We start from the raw sequence: 24,530 nt of genomic DNA, 5'->3' as shown, positions 1-24,530 counted from the left end.
GTATTTTTTGCAAACTGATTATTGTTAGGTTTTATTAAGTATTACGACGGTATCTTTGAAAAAATGAATACAATGAATACAGATGCAAACACACTGAGAGAAGCATTAAAAGATGTAATAGCTAAAGGTTTAGCTAACGCGATAGATTACCAAACATACAGAAAGCAAGTAAAACAATGGGCAGAGGAAAATTCTAATAGTGGTCCAGAAAAATCTGATGTTTTAGCTAATTATACCCAACTAAATAATAGGCGGATGAAACGTTGGGACAAAACCTTAAAATTTACAGAAGCGCAAATAGCTGGTTTACCAAAGTTAGACGGTAAGTACACTTGGTTGGTAATTACAGAAAGCTGGTGCGGAGATGCAGCGCCAAGTGTTCCAGTAATGAATAAAATTGCAGAATCCCTACCCAATTTGGACCTTAAATTGGTATATAGAGATGAGAATTTACCGTTAATTGACCAGTTTCTTACCAACGGAGCAATGTCTATCCCTAAACTTATAATGATAGATTCAGAAAGTTTACAAGTAAAACAAACTTGGGGGCCACGTTCTACAAAGGCTACCAAAATGGTTAATGAATATAAGGCAGAGCACGGAAAGTTAACAGCTGAGTTTAAAGAAAACTTGCAAGGGTTTTACAACAAAGATAAAGGTCAAGATGTGTTTAATGACTTAGTAGCACTACTTGCGTTGGAATAAATAAGTAATAGTACCTATTTGTTCGGCCTTAGATGCGCTGCTAAACTGTGCTTTTAAAGCGTAAGTAATGGCATTTTCAATTAAGCAGTAATCGTTAGTAGATGAACTTTTTTCGTTAAAGCTAGCATCAATTACGCTTCCACTTTTATTCACTGTAATGTTAATGACTACTTTACCGCCTTCTAAGCATGTGTAAATGGGTGGCGGTAAGTCGTACGCATTTCTATCTATTAAAGAATAAGAAATAGAGGTGCGTTTATCTTTTAAAGCATTGGTAAATTCTTTTTTGTCAGCATCTCGTTGTCCCAATTCCTCTTTTTTCTCTTGCCTACGCTTAGCTAATTCTTTTAAGCTTGTGGCATAAGCTCCAGCATCTCCCATAACAGAACTTTTTTCTGCGGCCATGCTGCGTTCTTCCATCAACTCGTCCAATGTCTTTAAGGGTTCTGGATTACCGTAAGATGGTTTGGCAGTTTCATTTAAAGCCATATGACTTTTTATAGATTCTGCTTGGGCAAGTTCTTTAAGCTCTTGCTCTTCGGGTTCTTCTTTAAGTAGTTCCTCTAGTTCTTCTTCATTTAGAACTGCCATTTCTATGACATATTCATCCTCTTCCCTATTCACTAAATGGATATTGTAGGTAAGCAATACCAAGATGCCCATTGTAAAAATGGTGATGAGTAGGGATAATTGCTTTCTATTTAAATCCATGGTCCTATTATAACCCAATTTTATCTGAATTATTATGTATGCAAAACCGAATTGCTACATCATTCTAGACCCAATTTCTCTTTGAATTCTTTGGGGGTTACTGCATTATTTACGTTATAACTGCCTATTTTGGTTCTTCTTAGGGCTGTTAAATGTCCGCCGCAACCTAATGCTTCTCCAAAATCAAAGGCTAAAGAACGGATATATGTGCCTTTGCTACAGCGCACTCTAAAGTGCACATTAAGGTCTTTTATTTCCGTAATTTCAAATTCAGAAATACTTATTTTCCGTGTAGGAATATCTATGGTTTCCCCTTTCCTTGCGTGCTCGTATAAGCGTTTACCATCTTTTTTTAAGGCAGAAAAAATAGGCGGTCTTTGGTCAATTTCTCCCAAAAATTTATGTGTGGTAGCATGTATTAAAACATCCGTAAGATGGTCTGTCGGGAATGTTTGGTCTATCGCAGTCTCTAAATCATAAGAAGGTGTGGTGGCGCCTAAGGTAATAATACCTGTATATTCTTTTTCTTGCCCTTGTAAAGATGGTATCGTCTTCGTATGTTTTCCTGTGCAAATAATTAATAGGCCAGTTGCTAGGGGGTCTAGGGTGCCAGCATGCCCTATTTTGAATTTTTTGTTAAGGTCAAATTTTTTTCTGATAGCCCATTTTAAGGCGTTAACAGCTTGGAAAGAACTCCACTCTAAAGGCTTGTCTATTAGTAGTGTTTGCCCGTTTAAAAAATCTTCTTTACTAAGCATTATTCGTATTTATCCCCAGATACTCCAACCTATGGCAATAAGACCAACTACCAAGCAGTATATGGCAAAATAAGTAAGCTTACTTTGTTTTACTAGCTTAATCATCCAAGTACAAGCAACTAAACCGGCAATAAATGCTGCAACAAAACCTGCTCCCATAGCGGCGGATTGTGAGCTTTCAAAACTTATATCACCACTTAGAATATCTTTGGCTACTTTACCTAAAATGAGCGGAACAACCATTAAAAAGGAGAACCGAGCAGATTTAGTTTTGTCTATTCCTAGTAATACTGAGGTAGAGATAGTGGCACCACTTCTAGAGATGCCAGGTAGCATGGCTACCATTTGTGCCATACCAATGATAAATGCACTACGGTAAGAGACATCTTTATCTGTAGTTTTAGCCATGTCTGCTAAATACAACAGTACGGCTGTTACCAATAGCATAATCCCAACAATAAGAATAGCTCCACCAAAGAAAACCTCCATAAAATCTTCTAAAAAGAAACCAACCAAAGCAGCAGGTATCATAGAGATGATGATTTTTAAGCTAAAAGCGGTTTGCTCATTCCATTTAAATTGAAACAAACCTTTAATTATTTCCATCACATCTTTCCAGAAAATGACCAGCGTACTTAAGGCTGTTGCAAAGTGTAAAACCACGGTAAAAAGCAAACTCTCTTCAGGTATGGCATTAGCGCCTAAAATGGCTTTGCCTAGTTCTAAATGTCCGCTAGAAGAGACGGGTAAAAATTCTGTTAAGCCTTGTATTATCCCTAGGATAATGGCATCAATGATTTCCAAATTAGTCTTTCTTTTTATCTGGATTCAACAATATGGCGTATATCTGTATGCCTAAGCCAATTAAGATTAATGTGGGGGCTAAGCGTATTCTTCTAAAACTATAGATTGCATCACTAAAAACATTGGGGTCGTCGCTACCGCCGCCGGCCATCAAACCAAAACCAAGCGTAATAAGGGCTAACCCAATAAATAAAAAGGTATAGTTCTTCTTTTTAAATATAAATTGCTTTTGTGGTTTCTGCTCTTGCTTGTTTATTTTCCCCATGTGGCAAATTTAGTAATAAAGATCGTCTGTTCTTAAGTTTAAAAAGCGCTGCGTAGCAAAATACGTACTGATGAAAGAAATTAGTATGCCTAAACCTAGTACGGAAGCAAACAAAATAGCAATCACAGGTACATCACTAAACAAATCTAACTCTGGAAAGTTTTGATCTACGTAGTATAAAACTAAGGCCAAAGCTAGTATGGCTATTACGCTTCCAAAAAAACCTAGCTTAATATTAGTGAGTATAAATGGCTTTCTAATAAATTTTTTGGTGGCGCCTACCATTTGCATCGTCTTAATTATAAAACGTTTGGAATAAATAGATAAGCGAATAGAACTGTTGATGAGTAAAACGGCTATAAACGTAAAAATACCGCTAGCAATTAAAATCCAAAGACTCAATTTTTTAACATTGTCAGATAAAAGAGATATTAAAGGCTTATCGTAACTTACTTCTTCTACATAACTTTTCCCTTCTAACTCTGTGGCTATTTCTGCAACCTGTTCTGGAGACACAAAAGCGGCATTTAAATGTACATCTACAGAATTCTTTAAGGGGTTAAAGCCTAAAAACTCTTGAAAGTTTTCGCCAATATCTTCACTGTATTGTTCTGCCGCATCTTCTTTTGATACAAAAACAGCAGATTTGGTATGTTCTGCCATTGCTAAGCTTTTTTGCAACTGGTCTATTTCTACGGGTTTAGCATTGTCTTTTAAAAAGACAGAAATAGTAATCTGCTCCTTAAAATGGTCTGCTAATTTTTTGGTGTTTAAGACCAACATGCCTAAAATGCCTAGTAAAAAGAGGACTAGGGCAATACTTAGCACTACAGAAAAGTAAGAAGAGACCAATCGTCTCCGCTGATATCTTTCAATATATTCGCTCATGTATCAAATTGATAACGTAAAAATAGAAAAGTAAATCGGTTTTAAAGGGATTACCCCTATTTTTGCGCATCAGAAAAGAAGACTTTAACCATGAATTACGATTTTCAGAAGATTGAGAAGAAATGGCAAGAATATTGGGCCAAAAACGAAACCTTTAAAGCCCATAACAATTCTGAAAAACCAAAATATTATACCCTTTCTATGTTTCCTTACCCTTCTGGGGCTGGGTTGCATGTGGGGCATCCGCTAGGCTATATTGCTGGTGATATTTACGCGCGTTACAAAAGACACAAAGGATTTAACGTTTTGCACCCTATGGGTTATGATTCTTTTGGGTTGCCTGCAGAACAGTATGCCATACAAACGGGGCAACACCCTGCAATTACCACGGAAACAAATATTAATAGGTACCGTGAGCAGTTAGATCGCATTGGTTTTTCTTTTGATTGGAGCCGAGAGGTACGTACTTCTAATCCTGAATATTACAAATGGACACAGTGGATATTTATCCAATTGTTCAATTCATGGTATGACGTTGCTGCGGATAAGGCTAAACCTATTTCTGAATTAGTTGCTGTTTTTGAGAAGGAAGGCAATGAAACTGTTAATGCGGTATGTGACGAAGACGTATCTAGCTTTACTGCTGCAGAATGGAAGGCATTAGATAAGGCTGCCCAGGAACGTATCCTGCTAAAATACAGATTGACTTATTTGGCAGACGCCGAAGTGAACTGGTGTCCAGCTTTAGGCACGGTATTAGCTAATGACGAAATAGTAAACGGCGTTTCTGAACGTGGGGGGCACGAAGTAGTCCGTAAGAAGATGACCCAGTGGATGATGCGAATCACTGCTTATGCACAGCGATTATTAGATGGTTTGGATAAGATAGATTGGCCGCAGCCGCTTAAAGATTCTCAAACCAATTGGATAGGTAGGTCAGAAGGGGCGTCGGTTACGTTTAAAGTAAAGGATTACGAAGCCAATATAGAAGTATTTACTACTAGGCCAGATACTATTTTTGGGGTTTCTTTTATGACCTTGGCTCCAGAACACCCGTTGGTGGCAGAAATCACTACCCCAGCACAAAAGGCAGAGATTGAAGCGTATGTAGAAGCGACTGCTAAACGCTCTGAACGCGACCGTATGGCAGATGTAAAAACCATATCTGGAGCTTTTACGGGGGCGTATGCAGAACATCCGTTTACCAAAGAACCAATACCTATCTGGATAGGCGATTATGTTTTAGCAAGTTATGGTACAGGGGCTGTTATGGCGGTTCCATGTGGAGACCAGAGAGATTATGATTTTGCCAAACATTTTAACATTGCCATACCAAACATTTTTGATGGTGTAGATATCTCTGAGGAAGCGTTTGCGGATAAAGCCAATACGGTAATTGCAAATTCAGATTTTTTAAATGGGTTGTCTTACAAAGAAGCTACCCAAAAAGCGATTGCAGAGTTAGAGGCTATAGGGCAAGGTAAAGGAAAAATAAATTACCGCTTGCGCGATGCTGTATTTAGTCGTCAACGCTACTGGGGAGAGCCGTTTCCAGTATATTATGATGCCAATGGGTTGCCACAAATGATAGCGGAGGAACATTTGCCAATAGCTTTGCCAGAGGTAGAAAAGTATTTGCCAACAGAAACTGGGGAGCCACCTTTGGGCAACGCTAATACTTGGGCGTGGGATGTTGCCAATGCAAAAGTGGTAGCTAATGATGCTATAGACAATAAGAGCATTTTTGCTTTGGAATTAAATACCATGCCGGGTTGGGCAGGGAGCAGCCAATACTTTAATAGGTATATGGACCCAAGAAATACGGAAGCTATTTACGGCAAAGAGGCGGTAGAGTATTGGAAAGAAGTAGACCTTTACATTGGGGGTAGCGAGCATGCTACGGGGCATTTATTGTACGCTAGATTTTGGCAAAAGTTTTTGTTTGATAGAGGTTTTGTTCCTGTAGATGAATTTGCTAAGAAATTGATTAACCAAGGAATGATTACTGGCACTAGTGCTTTTGTCTATAAAGACACAGAAAGCAATACCATCTATTCTAAGAATTTGGTAGGGGATAAAAAAGTAAATCCTATCCATGCAGATGTTTCTTTAGTTAATGCTAGTGATGAGTTAGATGTGGAAGGTTTTAAATCTTGGAGACCCGAATTTAAAGATGCTGAATTTATATTGGAAGATGGGGCTTATATAGTAGGTAGGGAAGTAGAAAAGATGTCCAAATCTAAATATAACGTAGTGAATCCAGATGCTATTTGCGAGGAATACGGAGCAGATTCTTTACGTCTGTACGAGATGTTCTTAGGACCTTTAGAGCAATCCAAGCCATGGAACACAGCAGGCATTACGGGGGTGCACGGTTTCCTAAAGAAATTATGGAAATTATGCACACCTTTTATGGAAGGCGAAGTTGTAGAAGTTGCTCCGAGTAAAGACAACCTAAAAACCTTACATAAAACCATTAAAAAGGTAGAAGAAGATATAGAGAACTTTAGCTTTAATACATCGGTATCTACTTTTATGATTTGTGTTAATGAGTTAACAGCTCAAAAATGCCAGAGCAAAGAAATCTTATCACCTTTAGCGGTGCTAGTTTCGCCTTACGCCCCTCATATTGCAGAGGAGTTATGGCAAATCTTAGGGAATTCGACTTCAATTGCAGAAGCGGCTTTTCCTGTTTTTGATGAAAAGCACTTGGTAGAAAGTAGCAAAGAATATCCTATCTCATTTAATGGTAAGCTTCGTTTTAAGTTAGAATTGCCTTTAGATATGTCTAAGGAAGAAATAGAGCAAGTAGTTATGGCTCATGAAAAAACGCAAGAGCAATTAGGGGGTAGGACTCCTAAAAAGGTGATTGTGGTTCCTGGAAAGATTGTAAATATTGTAGGGTAGCCCTTCTAACATTAAGCTTAAAAATTAAAAACCCCTTCCAAAACGGAAGGGGTTTTTGTTTATTCAATTAAAAAAGTCGATTAAATCTGGGGTAAATGTACAACAAAGTTTAATAATAACCACTATACCCCCTAAAAAATAGGGGGTAATAACTAATAAAAGGTGTTATTTGTCGAGTTGACCCCTACTTTTTATCGATTTTCCTTGTGATAAATCAAAAATTGATTCAACTTTGACCTATAATCTTAATACAACTAAAGATGATTGTAGGTGTACCAAAAGAAATCAAGAACAATGAGAGCAGGGTGGGGATGACCCCCGCCGGTGTTTATGAATTGGTAAAAAATGGCCATACCGTTTATGTACAGTCTGAAGCTGGAGCAGGTAGTGGTTTTTTTAATCAAGATTATCAGCAAGCAGGAGCTACAATCTTAGATACCATTGGTCAAGTGTATGCCATGAGTGAAATGATTGTAAAAGTTAAAGAGCCAATAGCAGAAGAGTATGGCTTAGTACGAAAAGGACAAATCATTTTTACTTATTTTCATTTTGCATCCTCAGAGCCATTAACTAAAGCAATGATAGATAGTAGTTCTGTTTGTATTGCCTATGAAACGGTAGAAGATGAAGAAGGAACATTGCCTCTGTTAACCCCTATGAGTGAGGTTGCTGGGCGTATGGCTATACAACAAGGTGCAAAATATTTAGAGAAACCAGCAAAAGGCAGAGGTGTATTATTGGGTGGAGTTCCAGGGGTTACTCCAGGAAAAGTATTGGTAATAGGTGCTGGTGTTGTTGGGATACAAGCTGCTAAAATGGCAGCAGGGTTAGGGGCTCATGTCACTATCATGGATGTGAATATGAAACGCCTACGCTATGTAAATGATGTAATGCCGCCCCACGTAGTAACAGAATTTTCGAACGAATTTAATATTAGAAAACATATTAAAACACACGATTTAATTGTAGGAGGTGTATTATTAAAGGGTAAAAAAGCACCCAATCTCATCACAAGAGATATGCTAAAAGAAATGCGTCCGGGTACAGTGATTGTAGATGTGGCGGTAGACCAAGGCGGTTGTGTAGAGACCACAAAGGCTACTACGCATGAGAATCCTACCTATATTATAGATGACGTTGTGCATTATTGTGTAGCTAATATGCCTGGGGCAGTCCCTTATACGAGTACGGTAGCCTTGACCAATGTTACTTTGCCTTATGTGCTTAAGTTGGCCAATAACGGATGGGAGGCTGCCTGCCGTATGGACAAGTCTTTGGAGAAGGGCTTAAACATAGTAGACGGTGATGTTGTCTATAAAGAAATCATCGAGGCCTTTTCTTGGAAAGAGCCGGTTTTATTCTAACTAACATTATGACAGCTCAGAAGACCCCGCCAAATTTGGCGGGGTTTTTGTTTATTTGTGAGTATATTTAAATAAAAATCGATAAAATCATGATGGGATATTATATATTGATGGGTGCGATTGCTTTAGTAAGTTGGCTCGTCAGTTCTAGATTAAAAAGCAAGTTTAAACACTATTCTAAAGTGCACTTGCAAAATGGAATGAGTGGAGCAGAAATTGCTCAAAAAATGTTAGATGACCATGGTATCAGAGATGTAAAGGTTATTTCTACACCTGGAATGTTAACAGACCATTATAATCCTAAAAATAAGACCGTAAACTTATCAGAAGGTGTGTACAGTCAACGTAACGCCGCCGCAGCTGCAGTGGCAGCACATGAGGTTGGCCATGCCGTACAACATGCACAAGCGTATGAATGGTTAGGGATGCGTTCTAAGTTGGTGCCTATTGTAAGTGTAACCTCTGGCATGTCTACTTGGGTAGTATTTGGTGGTTTGGCCTTAGGCGCAGCTGCTGGTATTGGTATAGGGTATTGGGTGGCTGTCGCTGGCTTGGTAATGATGGGCTTTGCAACACTTTTTAGTTTTGTTACACTACCAGTAGAATATGATGCTAGTAAAAGAGCATTAGTCTGGTTAAAGCAAAAAAATATAGTAACCCAACAAGAATACAAAGGCTCAGAAGATGCCTTAAAATGGGCAGCAAGAACCTATTTGGTTGCTGCTATTGGTTCTTTAGCTACTTTAGTGTATTGGGGATTACAAGTATTTGGAGGTAGAGATTAAGCCAATTCTAATTAAGAATAAAATAAAACCCGCCCTATTGGGCGGGTTTTTATGTATAAAGCGTTACTTTTTTATTTCTATAGCTTTTAATTGCTTGTAATAATTAGTAATTCTTGCATGTGCCGTGCCATCCACAAATAAAATAACAACAAGCATAGCTATGGCGGTTATACTGTAGGCGCGCCACTTAGAGCCATCAAAAAATAAGATGCACAAAGCAGCAATACAAATGAGAATAGGAATGGCTTTAAATACCATGGTGCTATATTCTTTAAGCGTGCTTTCTACACGTGTAATTTCTGCATCTTTAAACGCTACTTTATCTAAAGAATACGCTTTTTCAAATTGAGTAATTCTGTTTTTATTAGTGTAGAACAGTCCTAAGCCAATGGTTAATAGTACAAGACCTGCAATCAACATTGGTATAGTATAGGCTTTGGCCAAATCGGTCTTACCTAATTGCCAAAACCCTGCACTGGTGGCTAGAAAAAAGATGGCAAAATAAATAAAGAATCGAGTAGAAAATACTTCTGCTTTTGCCCATTCTGTGGCTAATTTTAATAATTCCATAATTAATTTAATTTGTATTTTTCTCTATATTCCGTAGGGCTAATACCTTCTTTCTTTTTAAACAACCTTGAAAAGTAAGGAGGGTACTCAAAACCTAATTCATACGCTATTTCTGCTATTGTTTTATGGGGTTGTAATAACCTATTTTTCGCCTCGTTAATAAGTTGCAATTGTAGGTGTTCTGTGGTAGTTTTTCCAGTCTCTTTTTTTAGGGTATCACTTAAATATCGTTGTGATACGGAAAGTTTTGCTGCCAACTGTTCAATACTTGGAATACCATGCTCTTGCAATTGGTTAGATTCTAAATATGCTGTTAATTGTTGATTAAAAGCGTTTAACAAGTCATTCCCTAATTCTTTCCTATTTATAAATTGGCGTTCATAAAAACGATTAGCGTATTTAAGTAAGGTGTCTAATTGCGAAATAATGATGTCTTTGCTAAAAGCATCCTGATTATTTTGATATTCTATTTCTATGTTGTCTACAATAGTTTCTAAAAGTATTTCTTCTTTGGGAGATAAGTGTAAAGCTTCATTAATAGAATATGAAAAGAAACCATATTTTTTAATTTGATGTGCAAGTGCTGTTCCTTTTAAAAAATCTTCATGAAAATTTATAGAAAATCCTTTTTGCTCAAAAACAACACTACTGTCCCATTGCAATACTTGTTGTGGCGCGATAAAAAATAAGGCGCCATTGGTAAAATCGTATTTAGTTCTGCCATAATTTAAATTACCCGAAATGTATTTTTTAAAGCTAATAGTATAGCAATCATTGGTAATGGGTGGAGAACTCTCTCTAGGGCACGGCAAATAACCATCGCCTTTAGAATTAAAAACGCTAAACATAGGGTGTTCTGGCCTGGGTAAACCAAGATAATCTAAATAGGCTGTAAGTGTTTTAAAATGTTCCATTGCCTTAAGTTAAATATTCCATTTTATTCCGGTCTCTTCTTCAGATAGTTTCCATAATTTCTCGGCTACATTTTTATTCTTTGCGTGAGGTTTAATAGGATGTGCACCTACTGGCCCAACCCAATTGTTTCTTCCAGTTGGGCCATAAAAACGTTCCTGGTCTAGGTAAGGTTCAGTAGCACAAAGTAAAGAAGGGTATGCTCCGTTTTCTGCTGGTTGAGTCAGAGGAGATAACTTCATAATTCCAAAAATGATACGCATTAACAAGCTGCCGCTAGTGCTAATTAAAGAAGTTCTAGAAGAACCAGGATGGCATGCATAAGCTTTTACATTGGTATTTCCAGAGTGTTTTAATTTGTTTTGGAGCTCGTAAATAGTCATGATTTGAGCTAGTTTACTTTGACTATATGCATCATTTGGAGTGTAATCATTTTCCCAGTTAAGGTCGTTAAACTTTATGGTCTTTAAACCCATGTCGTATCCCAAACTCCCTACGGTAACAATCCTTCCTTTAGATTTTTCTAGAAGGGGAAACAGAAGTCCTTGAAGTGTAAAATGACCAAAATAATTAACTCCCATCTGACTTTCCCAGCCGTTTTCTGTTAGCTGCCGTTTGGGTACTTGAGCTATCGCAGCATTGCAAATAAGAGCATCAATCTTGTTGGTGTTTTCTATTACTTCTGCGGCAGCTTCTTTTACAGATTTTTGTGAACCTAAATCCATCTGTATGGCTTTTACTGGTATGTTTATACCAACCTGCGCTTTAAGGCGGGCAATGGTTTCTTCAGCTTTTTTAGGGTTTCTGTTCAGCATAATTACTTTTGCTCCCTTGGAAAGTAAAATTCTTGCGGCTTCAAAACCGGTTCCGCTTGTAGTACCAGTGATTACAAATGTTTTACCAGTTTGGTCTGCCATTAATTCTGGAGTCCATCCTTTTTTGCCAAATTGATTTTTTTGCATTGCCATTTTTTTGGGGTTTTAATTTCTATGGCAAAGTTCTGGCAGGTAAAGGGTTATGGTCGTATACATTTTTTCGTAAGTTGTATACTTTTTCGCTTCTAACTTACATAATTACAATTATATAAGTGTTTTAAATGGATATCTGTCTATCTATTTGTTGGTCAAGAGAAATAAAGGTTTCAGTTCTAGAAACACCCTCAATAGCTTGAATCTTTTTATTTAACACCTGCATTAGATGTTCGTTGTCCATGCATAGCACCTTTATAAGGATGGACCAATTCCCTGTTGTATAATGACATTCTAAAACCTCTGGTATTTTTTTTAAATCGCCCACAGCTCTAGGATTGCTCATGGCGCGGTCTAAATAAATACCAATGTATGCCATAGTGGTGTATCCTAAAACTCTAGGATTAATTACAAATTTGGAGCCAGAGATAACACCTGTAGCTTCTAATTTGCGTAATCTTTGATGAATGGCAGCGCCAGAGATTCCAATTTTTCGCGCAATCTCTAGAATTGGTTTTCTGGCATCTTCCATTAAATGCCTTAGGATTTTTTTATCAATTCCGTCTAACTCTAATATATTGATGCCTTTTCTCATCTATTAGTTGGGTTTCACCACCCAAAGATAGAAAACTACTTTCAATTGTTAACTTGCAATACTATCTGGATTGTAGGCTAAATAAGGTGTATTGTGTTCTTTAAAAATAATTCCGTGTTCCTCTAATTCTTTTAATATTGGTTGATACACTTCTTTAGCAATTGGAATTTGGACACCAGGAGTCGTAATTTCTCCTTTAAGGATTTTTAAAGTGGCTATAGCCACAGGTAATCCAACAGTTTTTGCCATTGCGGTATAGGTTTTATCTTCTCCTTTAACTACCATGTTGGCATCTATTTGATATTTTTGACCATTAAGTTCGTAACCAAATTTGTGGTACATTACAATCATATCTTTTTCGTTCTGAGCTAAAGTCCAGCTTTGTTCTAATATATGTTGTAATATTTGGGCTGGGGTGGCATTGACTAAAGGAATTGTTTTGGTTTTACTAAATAAATCGAGTTCCATGAGCTTTTCCCACATTATATCATCTTGGTCAATTTTTAAGTAATGCCGCAGTTTAAGTTCTACGCTATCAGTGGGCGAATAGGGTAAAAACAAATTGGTAAACTCTCTGAACGTCATCCCTTGAGAGTTTTCTATCTGGTAACTATCGTCCGTCATTCCTAGTTGTACAAACATATGCCATGCTTTGGAAAAACCAACACGCCTCATAGTGCCTCTATACAAGGTCAAAACATCTTGTAAGCCATAAGCCTCTCTGTATTTTAAGGAATCTCTATTGGCGTAGGCTTCAAATTTACCGTATCCTTCTACATCTAAAAATTCGGTTCTTCTAAATAGTTTATGATAGGGAATGTATTTGTACGTGCCTTCTTGTATAAATTTAGCTGTTCCGCCTTGTCCAGCAACGACTACGTTTCTTGGATTCCATGTAAACTTGTAATTCCATAAGTTGGTATCGTGTTCTGGGGCTACTAGTCCGCCACAAAAAGACTCAAATAGCAACATCTGTCCTCCCTGTGCTCTTATGCGGTCTATTACTTCCATGGCACTCATGTGATCAATGCCGGGATCTAAACCAATTTCATTCATAAAAACTAAACCCTTTTCTTTAACTTTTTGGTCTAGTTGCTGCAAAGCGTCACTTACGTAAGAAGCCGTGACTAAGTGCTTGCCTTCAGAAAGACAATCTTTAGCAACAATTATGTGTAAAAAAGCTGGTAACATGGAAATAACAATAGTACAATCTTGTATAAGTTTTAGACGCTTATCAGTATCCTTAATATCTAGGGTAACTGTTATGGCATTTTGATGGTTTTTTACATGTACTGGTAATTTATCTGGATGTAAATCTGCTATAGTAATAAGCAATTGCTCCGTGCTTGCTTTATCTAAAAGGTAATCTAGCAAATACGAAGTTGATTTTCCGGTACCCAAAACAAGTATTTTATGGCTCATAAGCTTAGCGTATCTTTACAAAAGGATTGATTTCAATTGTTACAAATATAAAAATATATCAATTTAAAGTTATGAATAAAACAATTTTAATTGGAGGTTTGGTTTTAGGTATACTTGCGGTGGTTTTAGGTGCTTTTGGTGCGCATGGATTAAAAAAAGTACTTACTGTAGACGAACTTACCACCTTTGAGACTGGCGTAAAGTACCAAATGTATCATGCCTTGTTTTTAGTTGCCCTTAGTTCCATAAGTATGACAACCGATAATGTTAAAAAAACGGTATTTTATTTAGTGATTGTAGGGGTTGTTTTCTTCTCTTTTTCTATTTATGGACTGGCTACAAATAAGCTAACAAGCTTCGATTTTAAGAAAATCGCAATTATAACGCCTGTAGGTGGCACATTGTTAATTGCAGCTTGGAGTTATCTGTTATTTTCCATTTTAACTAAAAAATAAACAAAAACAACCGTTAATTTCGGGGTTGCAATTATTAATTTTTTAGCTTTGAGGGCATAAAACTGAATTTTTATGAATAAAGCTGCCTCTAACACGAAAACGATTGCGCTTACTTCTTACGGAATTAACCATGCCAATTTCCACTATCAGTTATCTGCGGAAGAACTGCATAAGATAACCTTGGAAAAGGGAATGGGAGAAGAATCTTCTTTGGGTGCCATTGCGGTAAATACAGGAGAATTTACAGGGCGGTCTCCAAAAGACCGTTTTATAGTTAAGGATACCATTACGGAAGATAAAATTTGGTGGGGAGATATTAATATTTCTTTTGAACCTGCTGCTTTTGACAAGCTGTATGACAAGGTAATTAACTATCTAAATCAAAAAGAATTATATGTGCGTGATGCTTACGCATGTGCAGAAGATGCCTATAAATTAAATATTAGGGTAATAAATGAATATCCTTGGTCTAATATGTTTGCTTATAACATGTTTTTAAGACCGACGGAAGAAGAATTAGAGACCTTTAATCCAGAATGGACTGTGGTAAATGCTCCTGGGTTTATGGCAGAGCCAGCGGTAGATGGAACGAGGCAACATAATTTTGCTATCCTCAATTTTACAAGAAAAATTGCACTAATAGGGGGTACAGGTTATACAGGAGAGATTAAGAAAGGTATCTTTTCTGCTTTAAACTTTATTCTGCCAACGTTTAAAAACGTACTGCCGATGCACTGCTCCGCAAATGTTGGTGAAGATGGTGATACTGCAATCTTCTTTGGATTGTCAGGTACTGGTAAAACTACGTTGTCTACAGATCCAAATCGTAAATTGGTTGGGGACGATGAGCACGGATGGACTCCTGACAATTCCGTTTTTAATTTTGAAGGTGGTTGTTACGCCAAGGTAATTAATTTGAGTGCAGAAAACGAGCCGGAAATATATGGTGCAATAAAAAAAGGAGCCATTTTAGAAAATGTAATTTTAGACGATGCTGGTCATGTAGATTTTGAGAATACAAGCATTACTCAAAATACAAGAGTTAGTTACCCTATCTACCATATAGATAACATACAGCAGCCCTCTATAGGTAAAAACGTAAAGAATATTTTCTTTTTAACAGCGGATGCCTTTGGGGTATTGCCTCCTATTTCTAAATTGACACCAGCACAAGCGGCTTACCACTTTATTTCTGGTTACACGGCTAAAGTGGCAGGTACTGAAGCAGGGGTAGTTGAGCCCGTTCCTTCGTTTTCTGCTTGTTTTGGAGCGCCATTTATGCCATTACACCCTACTGTATATGCAGAAATGCTAAGCAAGAAAATGAAAGAGCAAGGAGTAGATGTGTGGTTAATTAACACTGGTTGGACAGGTGGTCCTTATGGCGTAGGTACACGGATGAAGTTAAAATATACACGAGCTATGATTAGTGCAGCGCTAAGTGGAGAACTGGGGTTGTATAGCTATGATAAATACCATATACACTCTGTTTTTGGGGTAGCACAACCAAGAGAATGTCCTGGTGTGCCAACAGAAGTATTAAGCCCAAGAGCTACTTGGAATGATGATGATGCTTATTATAAAACAGCATTTAAATTAACGAATGCGTTTAGAGAAAACTTTAAGAAGTTTGAGAGTTATGCTAGTGAAGAAATTAGGCGCGGTGGTCCGCAACGCTATGCATTCTAAAAATAAAAACCCTCGGAAATACCGAGGGTTTTTTTATTTGTAACAAGTACGTTGTGCTTACTCAGCTTATTTATTGGCATCCGTAATGTACTTCTGTAACGCCATGGTCATAGACGGCGTTTCTGGAGTTGGTGCTTGTATGTCTATACGTAGGCCAGCATCATTTGCGGCTTTTACGGTGCTATTACCAAATACAGCTATTCTGGTACTGTTTTGTTCAAAATCTGGGAAATTGTGTAACAAAGATTCTATTCCAGAAGGGCTAAAAAATACTAAAATGTCATAGTACACATTTCTTAAATCTGACAAGTCACTAATAACTGTCTTATAAAAAATTCCTCTAGTCCAGTTCAATTTAAGCTCATTAAGTGTATCAGGTACAATATCCTTTAAGGAGTCTGATGAAGGTAAAAGGTACTTTTCATCTTTGTACTTTTTAAACATAGGAGCTAAGTCTTGAAAAAGGCGTTTACCTACGTAAATCTTACGCTTTCTATACACTACATATTTTTGTAAGTAGTACGCTACAGCTTCTGATTGACAAAAGTATTTCATGGTGTCAGGCACTTTAAAGCGCATCTCGTCAGCAATTCTGAAAAAATGATCTACAGCATTTCTACTCGTTAGTATGATGGCTGTATAATCATTTAAATCAATCTTTTGCTGTCTAACGCTCTTTGCAGATTCTCCTTCAACATGTATGAAAGGTCTAAAGTCTACTTTCACTTTAGCTTTCTCAATAAGTTTTGAATATGGAGAGTTTTCCATCTTCGGTTCTGGTTGCGAAACCAAAATCGTCTTTACTTTCATAAGTTTCAACCTTTTAGATAGCCGATGAATATTGCTAAGGGTGCAATTTCAAGTGTGCAAAGGTACAAAATAAAATACAAAACGTTAGATAAGATTAAATTTTGCTTACTTCTTAATGTATTGACCCATCCAATGATGTTTACTAAAAATACCCCTATTAAAACTAATAATAGTAGTGTTTTTGAGCCTTGTAGCATGTAAATAAAAATGATGTTTCCCACATAAGCCACAAAGCCGCTGTAGTTTAGGTAAGAAAATTTTTCAAAGATGGTATCCGTCATCAAATCGTAATTCTCAAAGAAAAAGCCGTTCGCCATCAATAAAAAGAGCTTTAACATTAAATAACCAAAGACAATTAGGAGTAAAACGCCATAGGTGTTTGGGTAGTCAAAAGTGGCTGTTCCAAGAAAAAAGTTTTTACACAAATACAGGAGTAGCGCAATATTGATGATGGTTAAAAGTGATAGTAATACATGAAAACCATTGACAATCTTTCCTTTTTTTCGGTTAAGATTTAAGTATTTGTTATTAAAAGGAAGGGCTATAAATGTAAAAAACATTCCTTTATAAAAATATTTGCCAAGTGTAAGCAACAGTAAGCTTAGGAAGAGCAGCCCTGTAATCCAGTCTAATTGCGGTATGCTTCTATAAAGCGCGTTCATTCCTTAATTTTTATGCTAGGACTATTAATACCCATTAGTAGACCATTTTCTGATATACTAAATTTAAGATATTCAATATCATCTCTACTAGGCTTAGGAAAATTGACTTGTATATAGGTGGTATCCTTGGGCCTCAGTTCTCGTTCAGAATCGCTTTGCAAGGTAAAAGGCAATGGCAATTTTTCCTTTAATTTTTTATACTTATTTAAATACCCCACATTAAATGTAAGCTTGTGTAAGGGTATACGCTCTTTGTAGGGATTATACACTTTTACTATCTGGTTAGGTTGGTTAAGGTCTATAATGTCTGTGTCTACGGTACAAAGTAACTTTCTGTAAGACTCAAAATTATCTATATACCAACCATAAAAGGTTTTGTTTTTATTTGTGGTGTATGTAAAGTCTCCTTTGTTAGCGTAAAGGGTAATGTATGCCACTTTTTTGCCTTGTAATTTGGCTTCTGAGCTATCTATAGAATATTGGTTGCGGCGGTAATGTAGATTATTAAGACTAAAAGCCGTTTCGCCCGTATAAAAGCTATACATGGGAGCACGGCGGTAACTATTCTCGAACACTACAGGGGTGTCGCCAACAATAGCATGTAGTTGCTGACTCCAAGGGTACTCATGTGTCTCAAACACCAAAAACGGTAATAAGGGTTGAAAAACCAACCATAATCTTGCATAACATAGTAAAACTAAGCTTGCAAGACCAAGATTTTTCATCCATTTGCGGCTTTTAGCATGTGTAATCAAATAATTAAAAGCGATAATGGCTAAGGGGATACATAAGACGATAACCCATTGGGTTTGCGTACGTTTTTGAAAAGACGAGATAAAAAAGAAAAGGATTACTCCATAACTAAGAAACTGCAAAGCACGCTCAAATGCATCTTTCGGTTTTAATTTGAATAACGCCCAGTAAACAAAAGGGAATAATAAACCAAAGTTGGCAATGAGGTTAAGCAAGTACCCTAATGTAAACTCTGCAAAATCATAAGCATGGTTGGGGCGCTCGAGTATATGGTATTTAATGGTGACAAAATCATGTGCATACAACCATAAAAAATGAGGGCTAAATGCACCCAAGGCAATAACTACAGCTACCCAAGCATAGACACTTTTTAATAATTTTAAGTTAGATAAAATCACAAATACAATCACCAGTACGGCATGGTATTTACTATACATTAGAGCGGCCATGGCAAGGCCTAATGCCAAGGAAAGTAGCCAATTTGGTTGGGCAACAAATTTTTTATAGAGATATAAGAATAAGGCCGTAAAAAATAAAAGCGGCGTATCTGGTAAGGTTAAAAAGCCATAAGCATTAAATAAAGCCATGGAGAATAAGAGTAGAAAAAAATGCGGTACGTATTTATTTTTTTCTTTAGCATCTATCATAAGCCAAAGTAAGAGCACGCTACCTGCGCTCAAAAAGGTGCTAAACAGACGAACACCCAGTTCCCCATGAAAGAAAAAGCCACTTAGTTTAATTAATAGAGCCACCATAGGTGGGTGGTCAAAGTATCCCCATGCCATTTGTTGGCTGTAGTACCAATAATAGGCTTCATCATAGATAATACCAGTAAAAGCACTTTGGACTATGTTAAGTAGAAGCCAAGCAAGTAAAAAATAGAGAAAAGTTTTTGGGAAATATTTTTTCATGGAAACGCTATGTATCAGCCTGCAAATTTAAACAAACCAAAGGGCACTAAAAACAAAAGCCTAAGGCCATACAGCATAGAAAAGCATTGAAAAACATTATTTTTGACGACTTAAATACGTTTTCAGGTGTCAGAAGGACTGGTAATTATCCCTACATATAATGAAATAGAGAATATTGAAGCGATTATCCGCACGGTTTTCGACCTTAAAAAATCTTATGATATCCTTATAGTTGATGATAATTCGCCCGATGGTACCGCAGATAATGTGCGTTACCTACAAAAAGAATTTCCCAAAAGATTGCATTTAGAAGTACGAACCGAGAAATCTGGACTGGGTACCGCTTATATTCATGGTTTTAAATGGGCCTTACAAAAAACGTATCCTTTTATTTTTGAAATGGATGCTGATTTTTCTCATAAACCTGGCGATTTACCTCGTTTACACCGGGCTTGTTTAAACGGGGCGGATGTGGCAGTAGGTTCCCGATATAAAAAAGGAGTTAATGTAGTGAACTGGCCTTTAAGTAGAATTTTACTTTCTTACGGAGCATCTTTTTATGTAAAACTAATTACAGGAATGCGAGTCCATGACCCTACAGCTGGTTTTGTTTGTTATACGAGAGAAGTATTGCAGACTATAGATTTAGATAAGGTTCGGTTTATTGGGTATGCTTTTCAGATTGAAATGAAATTCCGAGCGTATTTAAAGAAGTTTAACATAGAAGAAGTGTCCATCATATTTACTGATCGTGTTAATGGAAAGTCAAAAATGAGTACTTCTATTATTTGGGAGGCTATTTTTGGTGTAATCGCCATGAAATTCAGAAGTATTTTTTTTAAAAAATCATTTTAGCATGAAAACGTACCTCATAAAAAATGCAACAGCAGTTAACGAAGGTAAAATCTTTGAAACTGATGTATTATTAAAATCGGGCCGCATAGAAAAATTAGGCAGGGATTTAAGTAATGCTAATGCTACCATAATTGATTTTAATGGCAATTATTTATTTCCAGGGGTAATAGACGATCAGGTGCATTTTAGGGAGCCAGGGCTAACCCATAAAGGGAGCATAGCAACAGAAAGTAGAGCGGCAGTTGCCGGGGGTACTACCACTTTTATGGAGCAACCCAATACCAATCCACAGACAACAACGATAGAAAAGCTAGAAGAAAAGTTTGCCATGGCTGCAAATTCTAGCGCCGCAAATTATTCTTTCTTATTTGGTGGTACTAATGATAATTTAGAAGAATTAAAAAGGTTAGATAAAAACGCCTGTTCTGGTGTTAAATTATTTTTAGGGTCTTCTACGGGCAATATGTTGGTGGATAATGAAGTGGTTATAGAACAAATTTTTAGAAATACCCAAATGCGTATTTCTGCGCATTGCGAGGACGAAACCACCATAAGAGAAAATCTAGCCAAATACAAAGACCAATTTGGGGATGATATTCCAATAAAATACCACCCAATAATTCGTAGTGAAGAGGCTTGTTATTTGTCTTCTTCAAAAGCCATCGCCTTAGCAAAAAAAACAGGGGCACGTTTGCATGTGTTCCATTTGTCTACGGCAAAAGAGATGGATTTGTTTGTGAACGACATTCCTTTAAAGGACAAAAAAATAACGGCAGAAGTTTGTATTCATCATTTGTGGTTTGCAGCAGAAGATTATGATACCAAAGGAACTTTGATAAAGTGGAATCCGGCTGTGAAAACTAGTACGGATAGAGACGTTTTATGGAAAGCCCTTTTGGATGGCCGTATAGATGTAGTAGCTACAGACCACGCACCGCATACCTTAGAGGAGAAAGATAACGTATATACCAAAGCCCCTTCTGGAGGACCCCTAGTACAACATGCGTTAATAGCTATGTTGCAAAAACATAAAGAAGGTAAAATTAGCTTGGAAAAATTGGTGCAGAAAATGTGTCATAATCCGGCTATCCTTTTTGATGTAAAAGAAAGAGGATTTTTAAGAGAAGGCTATTATGCGGATTTGGTAGAAGTTGCTATGAATAGCAACTGGACTGTGAGCAAAGAAAATATTTATTATAAGTGTGGTTGGTCTCCATTTGAAGGAGTTTCTTTTGATGCGCAAGTAAAAAGAACATGGGTAAATGGTGGTTTAGCCTATAACCAAGGCGAATTTGCTACTGAGCTTTTAGGGGAGCGTTTAACATTTGATCGTTAATCCATGAAAAAGCTATTGCTACTTTGTGTTTTAATTTGGGCTGCCTCTTGTAAAGAAAAACTGGTAGAAGAACCAGAAAACTTGATTCCAGAACCAAAGATGACCAATATTATTTATGATTTGGCCATGCTTAATGGGGCTAAAGCAGCCAATGCCTCAGTGTTAGATAAGCATAGAATAAAAACCATGCCGTATTTGTACCAGAAATATAAAATAGATAGTGTTGCTTTTGTGGAGAGCGATTTGTATTATGCTAGTAAGCCAGAAGTATATCAGCGAATATATCAAAATGTACTAGACCGCATAGAGGTGAAGGCAACAGCACTAGAAGATGAGCGCAAACGTAAATCTGATAGTTTAAAGAGTGCTAATAAGGTTAAAGTTAAATCAACAGTACTAGATACTACAAATCTTAAAAAGACGAAGTAGTTTTGTTTTTAAAGGCATTACAGCATTCTAAAACATAAGCTTCAAATTCCTCATAAGTAAAATCGGTATTTTTTACCAGCTTGCTATTGTCATAGGTTTGGGTGTATTTAAAACCATTTGCCATGATTCTAGAAAGTATTCTTGGTTGCCCAAAAATTGTAGCACGTATCCAATCTAATCTCCATAATACAGCTAGCATCCATTGTTTAAAAGGTTTGGTGGGCGCTTTTTTCTGTAACCCTTTAGCTAGTAAGGCGCTCATTTCTTGGTAACTTAAATTTTTACTTACCAAAATATAGCTTTCATTAGTAATAGGACTATCCATAAGTAAAGTCATGGAATTTACTACATCATTAACGGTAACAAAACCTGTGCCACCTGGTAAGTAATATCTGGGCTCGCGGGCGGCAAAAGCAAACATTTTACTGCTGCCATTATCCCAGAAACCACACCCTAAAATTACTCCAGGGTTAACAATTACCACATCTAAACCCTCTTGGGAGCCTCGCCACACCTCTAATTCTGCTAAATATTTAGTGAGGGCGTATTCTGGAACGGCTTGTTCTGGCCAATCTGTTTGTTCATTAGCTGCGGCGTGCCCAATAGTTCTCCCTATAGCGGCAATGGAGCTTACAAAGCATAATTTTTTTACGTTATTAGCTAAGCAGAGGTTTACCACATTCGCAGTACCTTCTACATTTACCCGGTGTAGCGCTTTAGCATCTTTAGGGTCAAAAGAAATTAAGCCTGCACAGTGATACACTTGAGTTACATTTTTAAAGGTATCATTAAGCGCAGGGATATCTTCTAAAGAAGCGGGTAGCCAGGTAATTTTATTAAAATTTGTAGGATGAGCACCAGCATCAAAAAAAGATTTGGTTTTGGCAATACTTTTTTCATTTCTGTAAATGGCTATAACCGCTGCTTCTGTTTGGGTTAATCGTTGCAATAGGTAAGTGCCTACCAATCCTGTGCCGCCTGTAACTAAAATCATACCCAAATGTACCTAATTCATAATATTATTTACCTAAGAAAATACAAGATTCTATATTTGCACAGCTAATTGATAAGACAACTATTATGGCCAAGAATTTTGTGGCAGAATTAAAGTGGAGAGGTATGTTGCACGATGCCATGCCGGGAACAGAAGAACATTTGTTAGAAGGTATGCGTGCTGCGTATGTAGGGATAGACCCAACGGCAGATTCCCTACATATAGGGCATTTAGTTGGGGTAATGATGTTACGCCATTTTCAATTAGCAGGGCATAAACCATTTGCGCTCGTTGGTGGCGCTACTGGTATGATTGGTGATCCCTCTGGTAAGTCTGCAGAACGTAACTTGTTAGATGAGCCTACTTTACGCCACAATCAAGAAGCTATAAAAGAGCAGTTGGCTCGTTTTTTAGATTTTACAAGTGATGCGCCTAACGCAGCAATTTTAGTGAATAACTATGATTGGATGAAGGATTTCTCATTTCTAGAATTTATACGAGATGTAGGGAAGCACATTACCGTAAATTATATGATGGCGAAAGACTCTGTAAAAAAGCGTCTTTCTTCTGACGCTAAAGAGGGGATGAGTTTTACTGAGTTTACGTATCAATTGGTGCAAGGGTACGATTTTTTACACCTGTACAGGGCCCATGATTGTACGCTGCAAATGGGGGGTAGTGACCAATGGGGAAATATTACCACAGGTACTGAATTGATAAGAAGAATAGGTGGAGGTAAAGGCTATGCCCTAACCTGCCCACTAATTACAAAAGCAGACGGCACCAAGTTTGGAAAAACAGAAGGTGGAAATATATGGTTAGATGCGGAACGTACATCTCCCTATAAATTTTACCAATATTGGTTAAATACGTCTGATGAAGATGCGGAGAAATACATTAAAATATTCACTTTTCTAACACAGGAAGAAATAGAAAATTTAGTGGCAGCACATAAAGAAGCGCCACACATGCGCCAATTACAGAAAAAGCTGGCAGAAGAAGTTACCGTTATGGTACATAGCCAAGAAGATTTGGATAATGCTATAAAGGCAAGTAATATTTTGTTTGGCAAGTCTACCTCTAACGATTTAAAACAGTTAAACGAGAAAACATTTTTAGATGTTTTTGATGGTGTACCGCAGGCAGAAGTACCTATGGCAGAATTAGAGGCAGGCTTAGATATGATAGGGGCCTTAGCTGCAAAAACAGGCTTTTTGGGTTCTAACGGAGAAGCAAGAAGAGAACTAAAGCAAAATTCTATCGCTGTAAATAGAGAAAAGGTAAAAGAAGATTATACCATTACTAAAGAAGATTTAATTAATAATAAGTTTGTGTTGTTGCAACGGGGTAAAAAGAATTACTTCATCTTAGTAGCAGTTTAAATCTACAAGTACACTAATATTTAGATTAGGTCGTTTTGATAAAGAACGACCTATTTTTTTTGATGTATGAAGAAGTTATTGGTACTTATGCTAACCTTAGGATTGGCTATTGGCTGTGATAAAATTGATGAATTGACCAAGTTTGAAATGGACTATGAACAAGAAGTGATTATCCCTTCTACAACGGGCATAGATTTACCTTTTGATGTATTTACGCCAGAAACAGAAACCAATTCGGAATCCGAGTTTGAAATAAATGATACCCGTAAAGATTTAATAGAAGAAATAAAACTTATTGAGTTGGTTTTGCAAATTGAAAATCCAACAGATAGTGATTTTAGTTTTCTAGAATCTATAGAGGTATTTATTGCAGCAGAAGGTTTGGAAGAGCAGCGTATAGCTTTTGAGGAAGAAGTGGCCCCAGATACGGGAATGCGTTTGATGCTAAACACCTCTGATATCGATTTGCAAGACTATATTAAAAAAGATTCCTTTACCTTACGGTTAAAGACGGTTACCGACGAGATTATAAATCAGGACCACACCATAAAAGTAAAATCTGTCTTTTTTGTAGACGCTAAGATTTTAGGTATCTAAGGA

The 24,530-nt window shown here is 37.0% G+C and carries 25 protein-coding genes; 11 read left to right on the top strand and 14 right to left on the bottom strand.

The genetic code is table 11. The annotated features are described in order from the left end of the window. Nucleotides 1-72: 72 nt before the first annotated feature. Nucleotides 73-705, top strand: a complete 633-nt coding sequence (locus HCO57_RS09355; protein ID WP_245167576.1) for a thioredoxin family protein — start codon at nt 73-75, stop codon at nt 703-705. On the opposite strand, the gene HCO57_RS09350 is transcribed toward HCO57_RS09355, so the two are convergent. Genes HCO57_RS09350 through HCO57_RS09330 form a run of 5 tightly spaced genes read right to left on the bottom strand, consistent with a single transcriptional unit; the run spans nt 688 to nt 4,131 of the window. Next, a complete protein-coding gene (locus tag HCO57_RS09350) occupies nt 688-1,416 on the bottom strand; it encodes an energy transducer TonB (protein WP_167988821.1) in 729 nt (242 codons plus the stop codon). The two genes, HCO57_RS09355 and HCO57_RS09350, sit on opposite strands and share 18 nt — an antisense overlap. 59 nt (nt 1,417-1,475) lie before the next feature. Further along, entirely contained in the window at nt 1,476-2,174 is a 699-nt protein-coding gene (gene truB / locus HCO57_RS09345; protein ID WP_167988820.1) for a tRNA pseudouridine(55) synthase TruB, read from the bottom strand. A 9-nt stretch (nt 2,175-2,183) separates the two neighbouring features. Next, on the bottom strand, nt 2,184-2,978 hold the full coding sequence (locus HCO57_RS09340) for an undecaprenyl-diphosphate phosphatase (protein ID WP_167988819.1): 795 nt from the start codon (nt 2,976-2,978) through the stop codon (nt 2,184-2,186). Nucleotide 2,979: 1 nt separating this feature from the next. Further along, on the bottom strand, nt 2,980-3,243 hold the full coding sequence (locus HCO57_RS09335) for a DUF3098 domain-containing protein (protein ID WP_136950569.1): 264 nt from the start codon (nt 3,241-3,243) through the stop codon (nt 2,980-2,982). A 9-nt stretch (nt 3,244-3,252) separates the two neighbouring features. Beyond that, nucleotides 3,253-4,131 (bottom strand): cell division protein FtsX, encoded by an 879-nt coding sequence (locus HCO57_RS09330; RefSeq protein ID WP_136950570.1) that lies wholly within the window; start codon nt 4,129-4,131, stop codon nt 3,253-3,255. 90 nt (nt 4,132-4,221) lie between these two features. Here HCO57_RS09330 and leuS point away from each other — a divergent pair, with 90 nt between their 5' ends. From leuS to HCO57_RS09315, 3 genes are all read left to right on the top strand, one after another. Beyond that, complete coding sequence (gene leuS / locus HCO57_RS09325) at nt 4,222-7,038, top strand: leucine--tRNA ligase (RefSeq protein WP_167988818.1); 2,817 nt, start codon at nt 4,222-4,224, stop codon at nt 7,036-7,038. Nucleotides 7,039-7,298: 260 nt separating this feature from the next. Then, nucleotides 7,299-8,402: an alanine dehydrogenase gene (ald, locus tag HCO57_RS09320; protein WP_167988817.1), complete on the top strand. Its 1,104-nt coding sequence runs from the start codon at nt 7,299-7,301 to the stop codon at nt 8,400-8,402. 89 nt (nt 8,403-8,491) lie between these two features. After that, entirely contained in the window at nt 8,492-9,187 is a 696-nt protein-coding gene (locus HCO57_RS09315) for a zinc metallopeptidase (protein WP_167988816.1), read from the top strand. Between the two features lie 63 nt (nt 9,188-9,250). Here HCO57_RS09315 and HCO57_RS09310 read toward each other — a convergent pair whose 3' ends face one another. The 5 genes from HCO57_RS09310 to HCO57_RS09290 all read right to left on the bottom strand — a co-directional run bounded on the left by HCO57_RS09310 (nt 9,251) and on the right by HCO57_RS09290 (nt 13,654). Next, nucleotides 9,251-9,757: a hypothetical protein gene (locus HCO57_RS09310; RefSeq protein ID WP_167988815.1), complete on the bottom strand. Its 507-nt coding sequence runs from the start codon at nt 9,755-9,757 to the stop codon at nt 9,251-9,253. A 2-nt stretch (nt 9,758-9,759) separates the two neighbouring features. After that, entirely contained in the window at nt 9,760-10,671 is a 912-nt protein-coding gene (locus HCO57_RS09305) for a helix-turn-helix domain-containing protein (protein WP_167988814.1), read from the bottom strand. Between the two features lie 9 nt (nt 10,672-10,680). After that, nucleotides 10,681-11,637: an SDR family oxidoreductase gene (locus tag HCO57_RS09300; RefSeq protein WP_317171142.1), complete on the bottom strand. Its 957-nt coding sequence runs from the start codon at nt 11,635-11,637 to the stop codon at nt 10,681-10,683. 124 nt (nt 11,638-11,761) lie between these two features. Beyond that, nucleotides 11,762-12,232: an Lrp/AsnC family transcriptional regulator gene (locus HCO57_RS09295; protein WP_136950576.1), complete on the bottom strand. Its 471-nt coding sequence runs from the start codon at nt 12,230-12,232 to the stop codon at nt 11,762-11,764. 48 nt (nt 12,233-12,280) lie between these two features. Beyond that, a complete protein-coding gene (locus HCO57_RS09290; RefSeq protein ID WP_167988813.1) occupies nt 12,281-13,654 on the bottom strand; it encodes a saccharopine dehydrogenase family protein in 1,374 nt (457 codons plus the stop codon). A 71-nt stretch (nt 13,655-13,725) separates the two neighbouring features. On the opposite strand from HCO57_RS09290, the gene HCO57_RS09285 reads away from it, so the two are divergent. Then, nucleotides 13,726-14,109, top strand: coding sequence for a DUF423 domain-containing protein (locus HCO57_RS09285; RefSeq protein WP_136950578.1), 384 nt, complete (start codon nt 13,726-13,728; stop codon nt 14,107-14,109). Nucleotides 14,110-14,181: 72 nt separating this feature from the next. Continuing rightward, nucleotides 14,182-15,798 (top strand): phosphoenolpyruvate carboxykinase (ATP), encoded by a 1,617-nt coding sequence (gene pckA, locus HCO57_RS09280; RefSeq protein ID WP_167988812.1) that lies wholly within the window; start codon nt 14,182-14,184, stop codon nt 15,796-15,798. Between the two features lie 66 nt (nt 15,799-15,864). Here pckA and HCO57_RS09275 read toward each other — a convergent pair whose 3' ends face one another. From HCO57_RS09275 to HCO57_RS09265, 3 genes are read right to left on the bottom strand one after another with little or no spacing between them, the layout of a single operon-like run. After that, complete coding sequence (locus HCO57_RS09275) at nt 15,865-16,608, bottom strand: uroporphyrinogen-III synthase (protein WP_136950580.1); 744 nt, start codon at nt 16,606-16,608, stop codon at nt 15,865-15,867. Nucleotides 16,609-16,613: 5 nt separating this feature from the next. Next, nucleotides 16,614-17,270 carry a DUF4271 domain-containing protein gene (locus HCO57_RS09270; RefSeq protein WP_167988811.1) on the bottom strand — a complete coding sequence of 219 codons (657 nt, stop codon included), beginning with the start codon at nt 17,268-17,270 and terminating at the stop codon, nt 16,614-16,616. After that, the gene (locus tag HCO57_RS09265) at nt 17,267-18,934 is read right to left on the bottom strand and encodes an ArnT family glycosyltransferase (RefSeq protein ID WP_167988810.1); all 1,668 of its coding nucleotides are present in this window, start codon (nt 18,932-18,934) and stop codon (nt 17,267-17,269) included. The genes HCO57_RS09270 and HCO57_RS09265 overlap by 4 nt, the downstream gene beginning before the upstream one ends. Before the next feature lie 126 nt (nt 18,935-19,060). Between HCO57_RS09265 and HCO57_RS09260 the strand changes: the two genes are divergently transcribed. Genes HCO57_RS09260 through HCO57_RS09250 form a run of 3 tightly spaced genes read left to right on the top strand, consistent with a single transcriptional unit; the run spans nt 19,061 to nt 21,554 of the window. Next, the gene (locus HCO57_RS09260; protein ID WP_167988809.1) at nt 19,061-19,789 is read left to right on the top strand and encodes a polyprenol monophosphomannose synthase; all 729 of its coding nucleotides are present in this window, start codon (nt 19,061-19,063) and stop codon (nt 19,787-19,789) included. A 1-nt stretch (nt 19,790) separates the two neighbouring features. Further along, complete coding sequence (locus HCO57_RS09255; RefSeq protein WP_167988808.1) at nt 19,791-21,125, top strand: dihydroorotase; 1,335 nt, start codon at nt 19,791-19,793, stop codon at nt 21,123-21,125. A gap of 3 nt (nt 21,126-21,128) precedes the next feature. Continuing rightward, on the top strand, nt 21,129-21,554 hold the full coding sequence (locus HCO57_RS09250) for a DUF4296 domain-containing protein (RefSeq protein WP_167988807.1): 426 nt from the start codon (nt 21,129-21,131) through the stop codon (nt 21,552-21,554). On the opposite strand, the gene HCO57_RS09245 is transcribed toward HCO57_RS09250, so the two are convergent. After that, a complete protein-coding gene (locus HCO57_RS09245) occupies nt 21,538-22,548 on the bottom strand; it encodes an NAD-dependent epimerase/dehydratase family protein (RefSeq protein WP_167988806.1) in 1,011 nt (336 codons plus the stop codon). The genes HCO57_RS09250 and HCO57_RS09245 overlap by 17 nt on opposite strands. Before the next feature lie 86 nt (nt 22,549-22,634). On the opposite strand from HCO57_RS09245, the gene tyrS reads away from it, so the two are divergent. Together tyrS and HCO57_RS09235 are read left to right on the top strand one after the other, a co-directional pair. Further along, complete coding sequence (gene tyrS / locus HCO57_RS09240; protein ID WP_167988805.1) at nt 22,635-23,930, top strand: tyrosine--tRNA ligase; 1,296 nt, start codon at nt 22,635-22,637, stop codon at nt 23,928-23,930. Between the two features lie 66 nt (nt 23,931-23,996). Then, the gene (locus HCO57_RS09235) at nt 23,997-24,527 is read left to right on the top strand and encodes a hypothetical protein (RefSeq protein WP_136950588.1); all 531 of its coding nucleotides are present in this window, start codon (nt 23,997-23,999) and stop codon (nt 24,525-24,527) included. The last annotated feature ends 3 nt before the right edge of the window (nt 24,528-24,530 follow it).

Source organism: Croceivirga sp. JEA036, assembly GCF_011882165.1.
Taxonomy (GTDB): Bacteria; Bacteroidota; Bacteroidia; order Flavobacteriales; family Flavobacteriaceae; genus Croceivirga.
The sequence above is the reverse complement of the archived record's forward strand: the minus strand, read 5'-3'. Positions and strand labels throughout refer to the sequence as shown.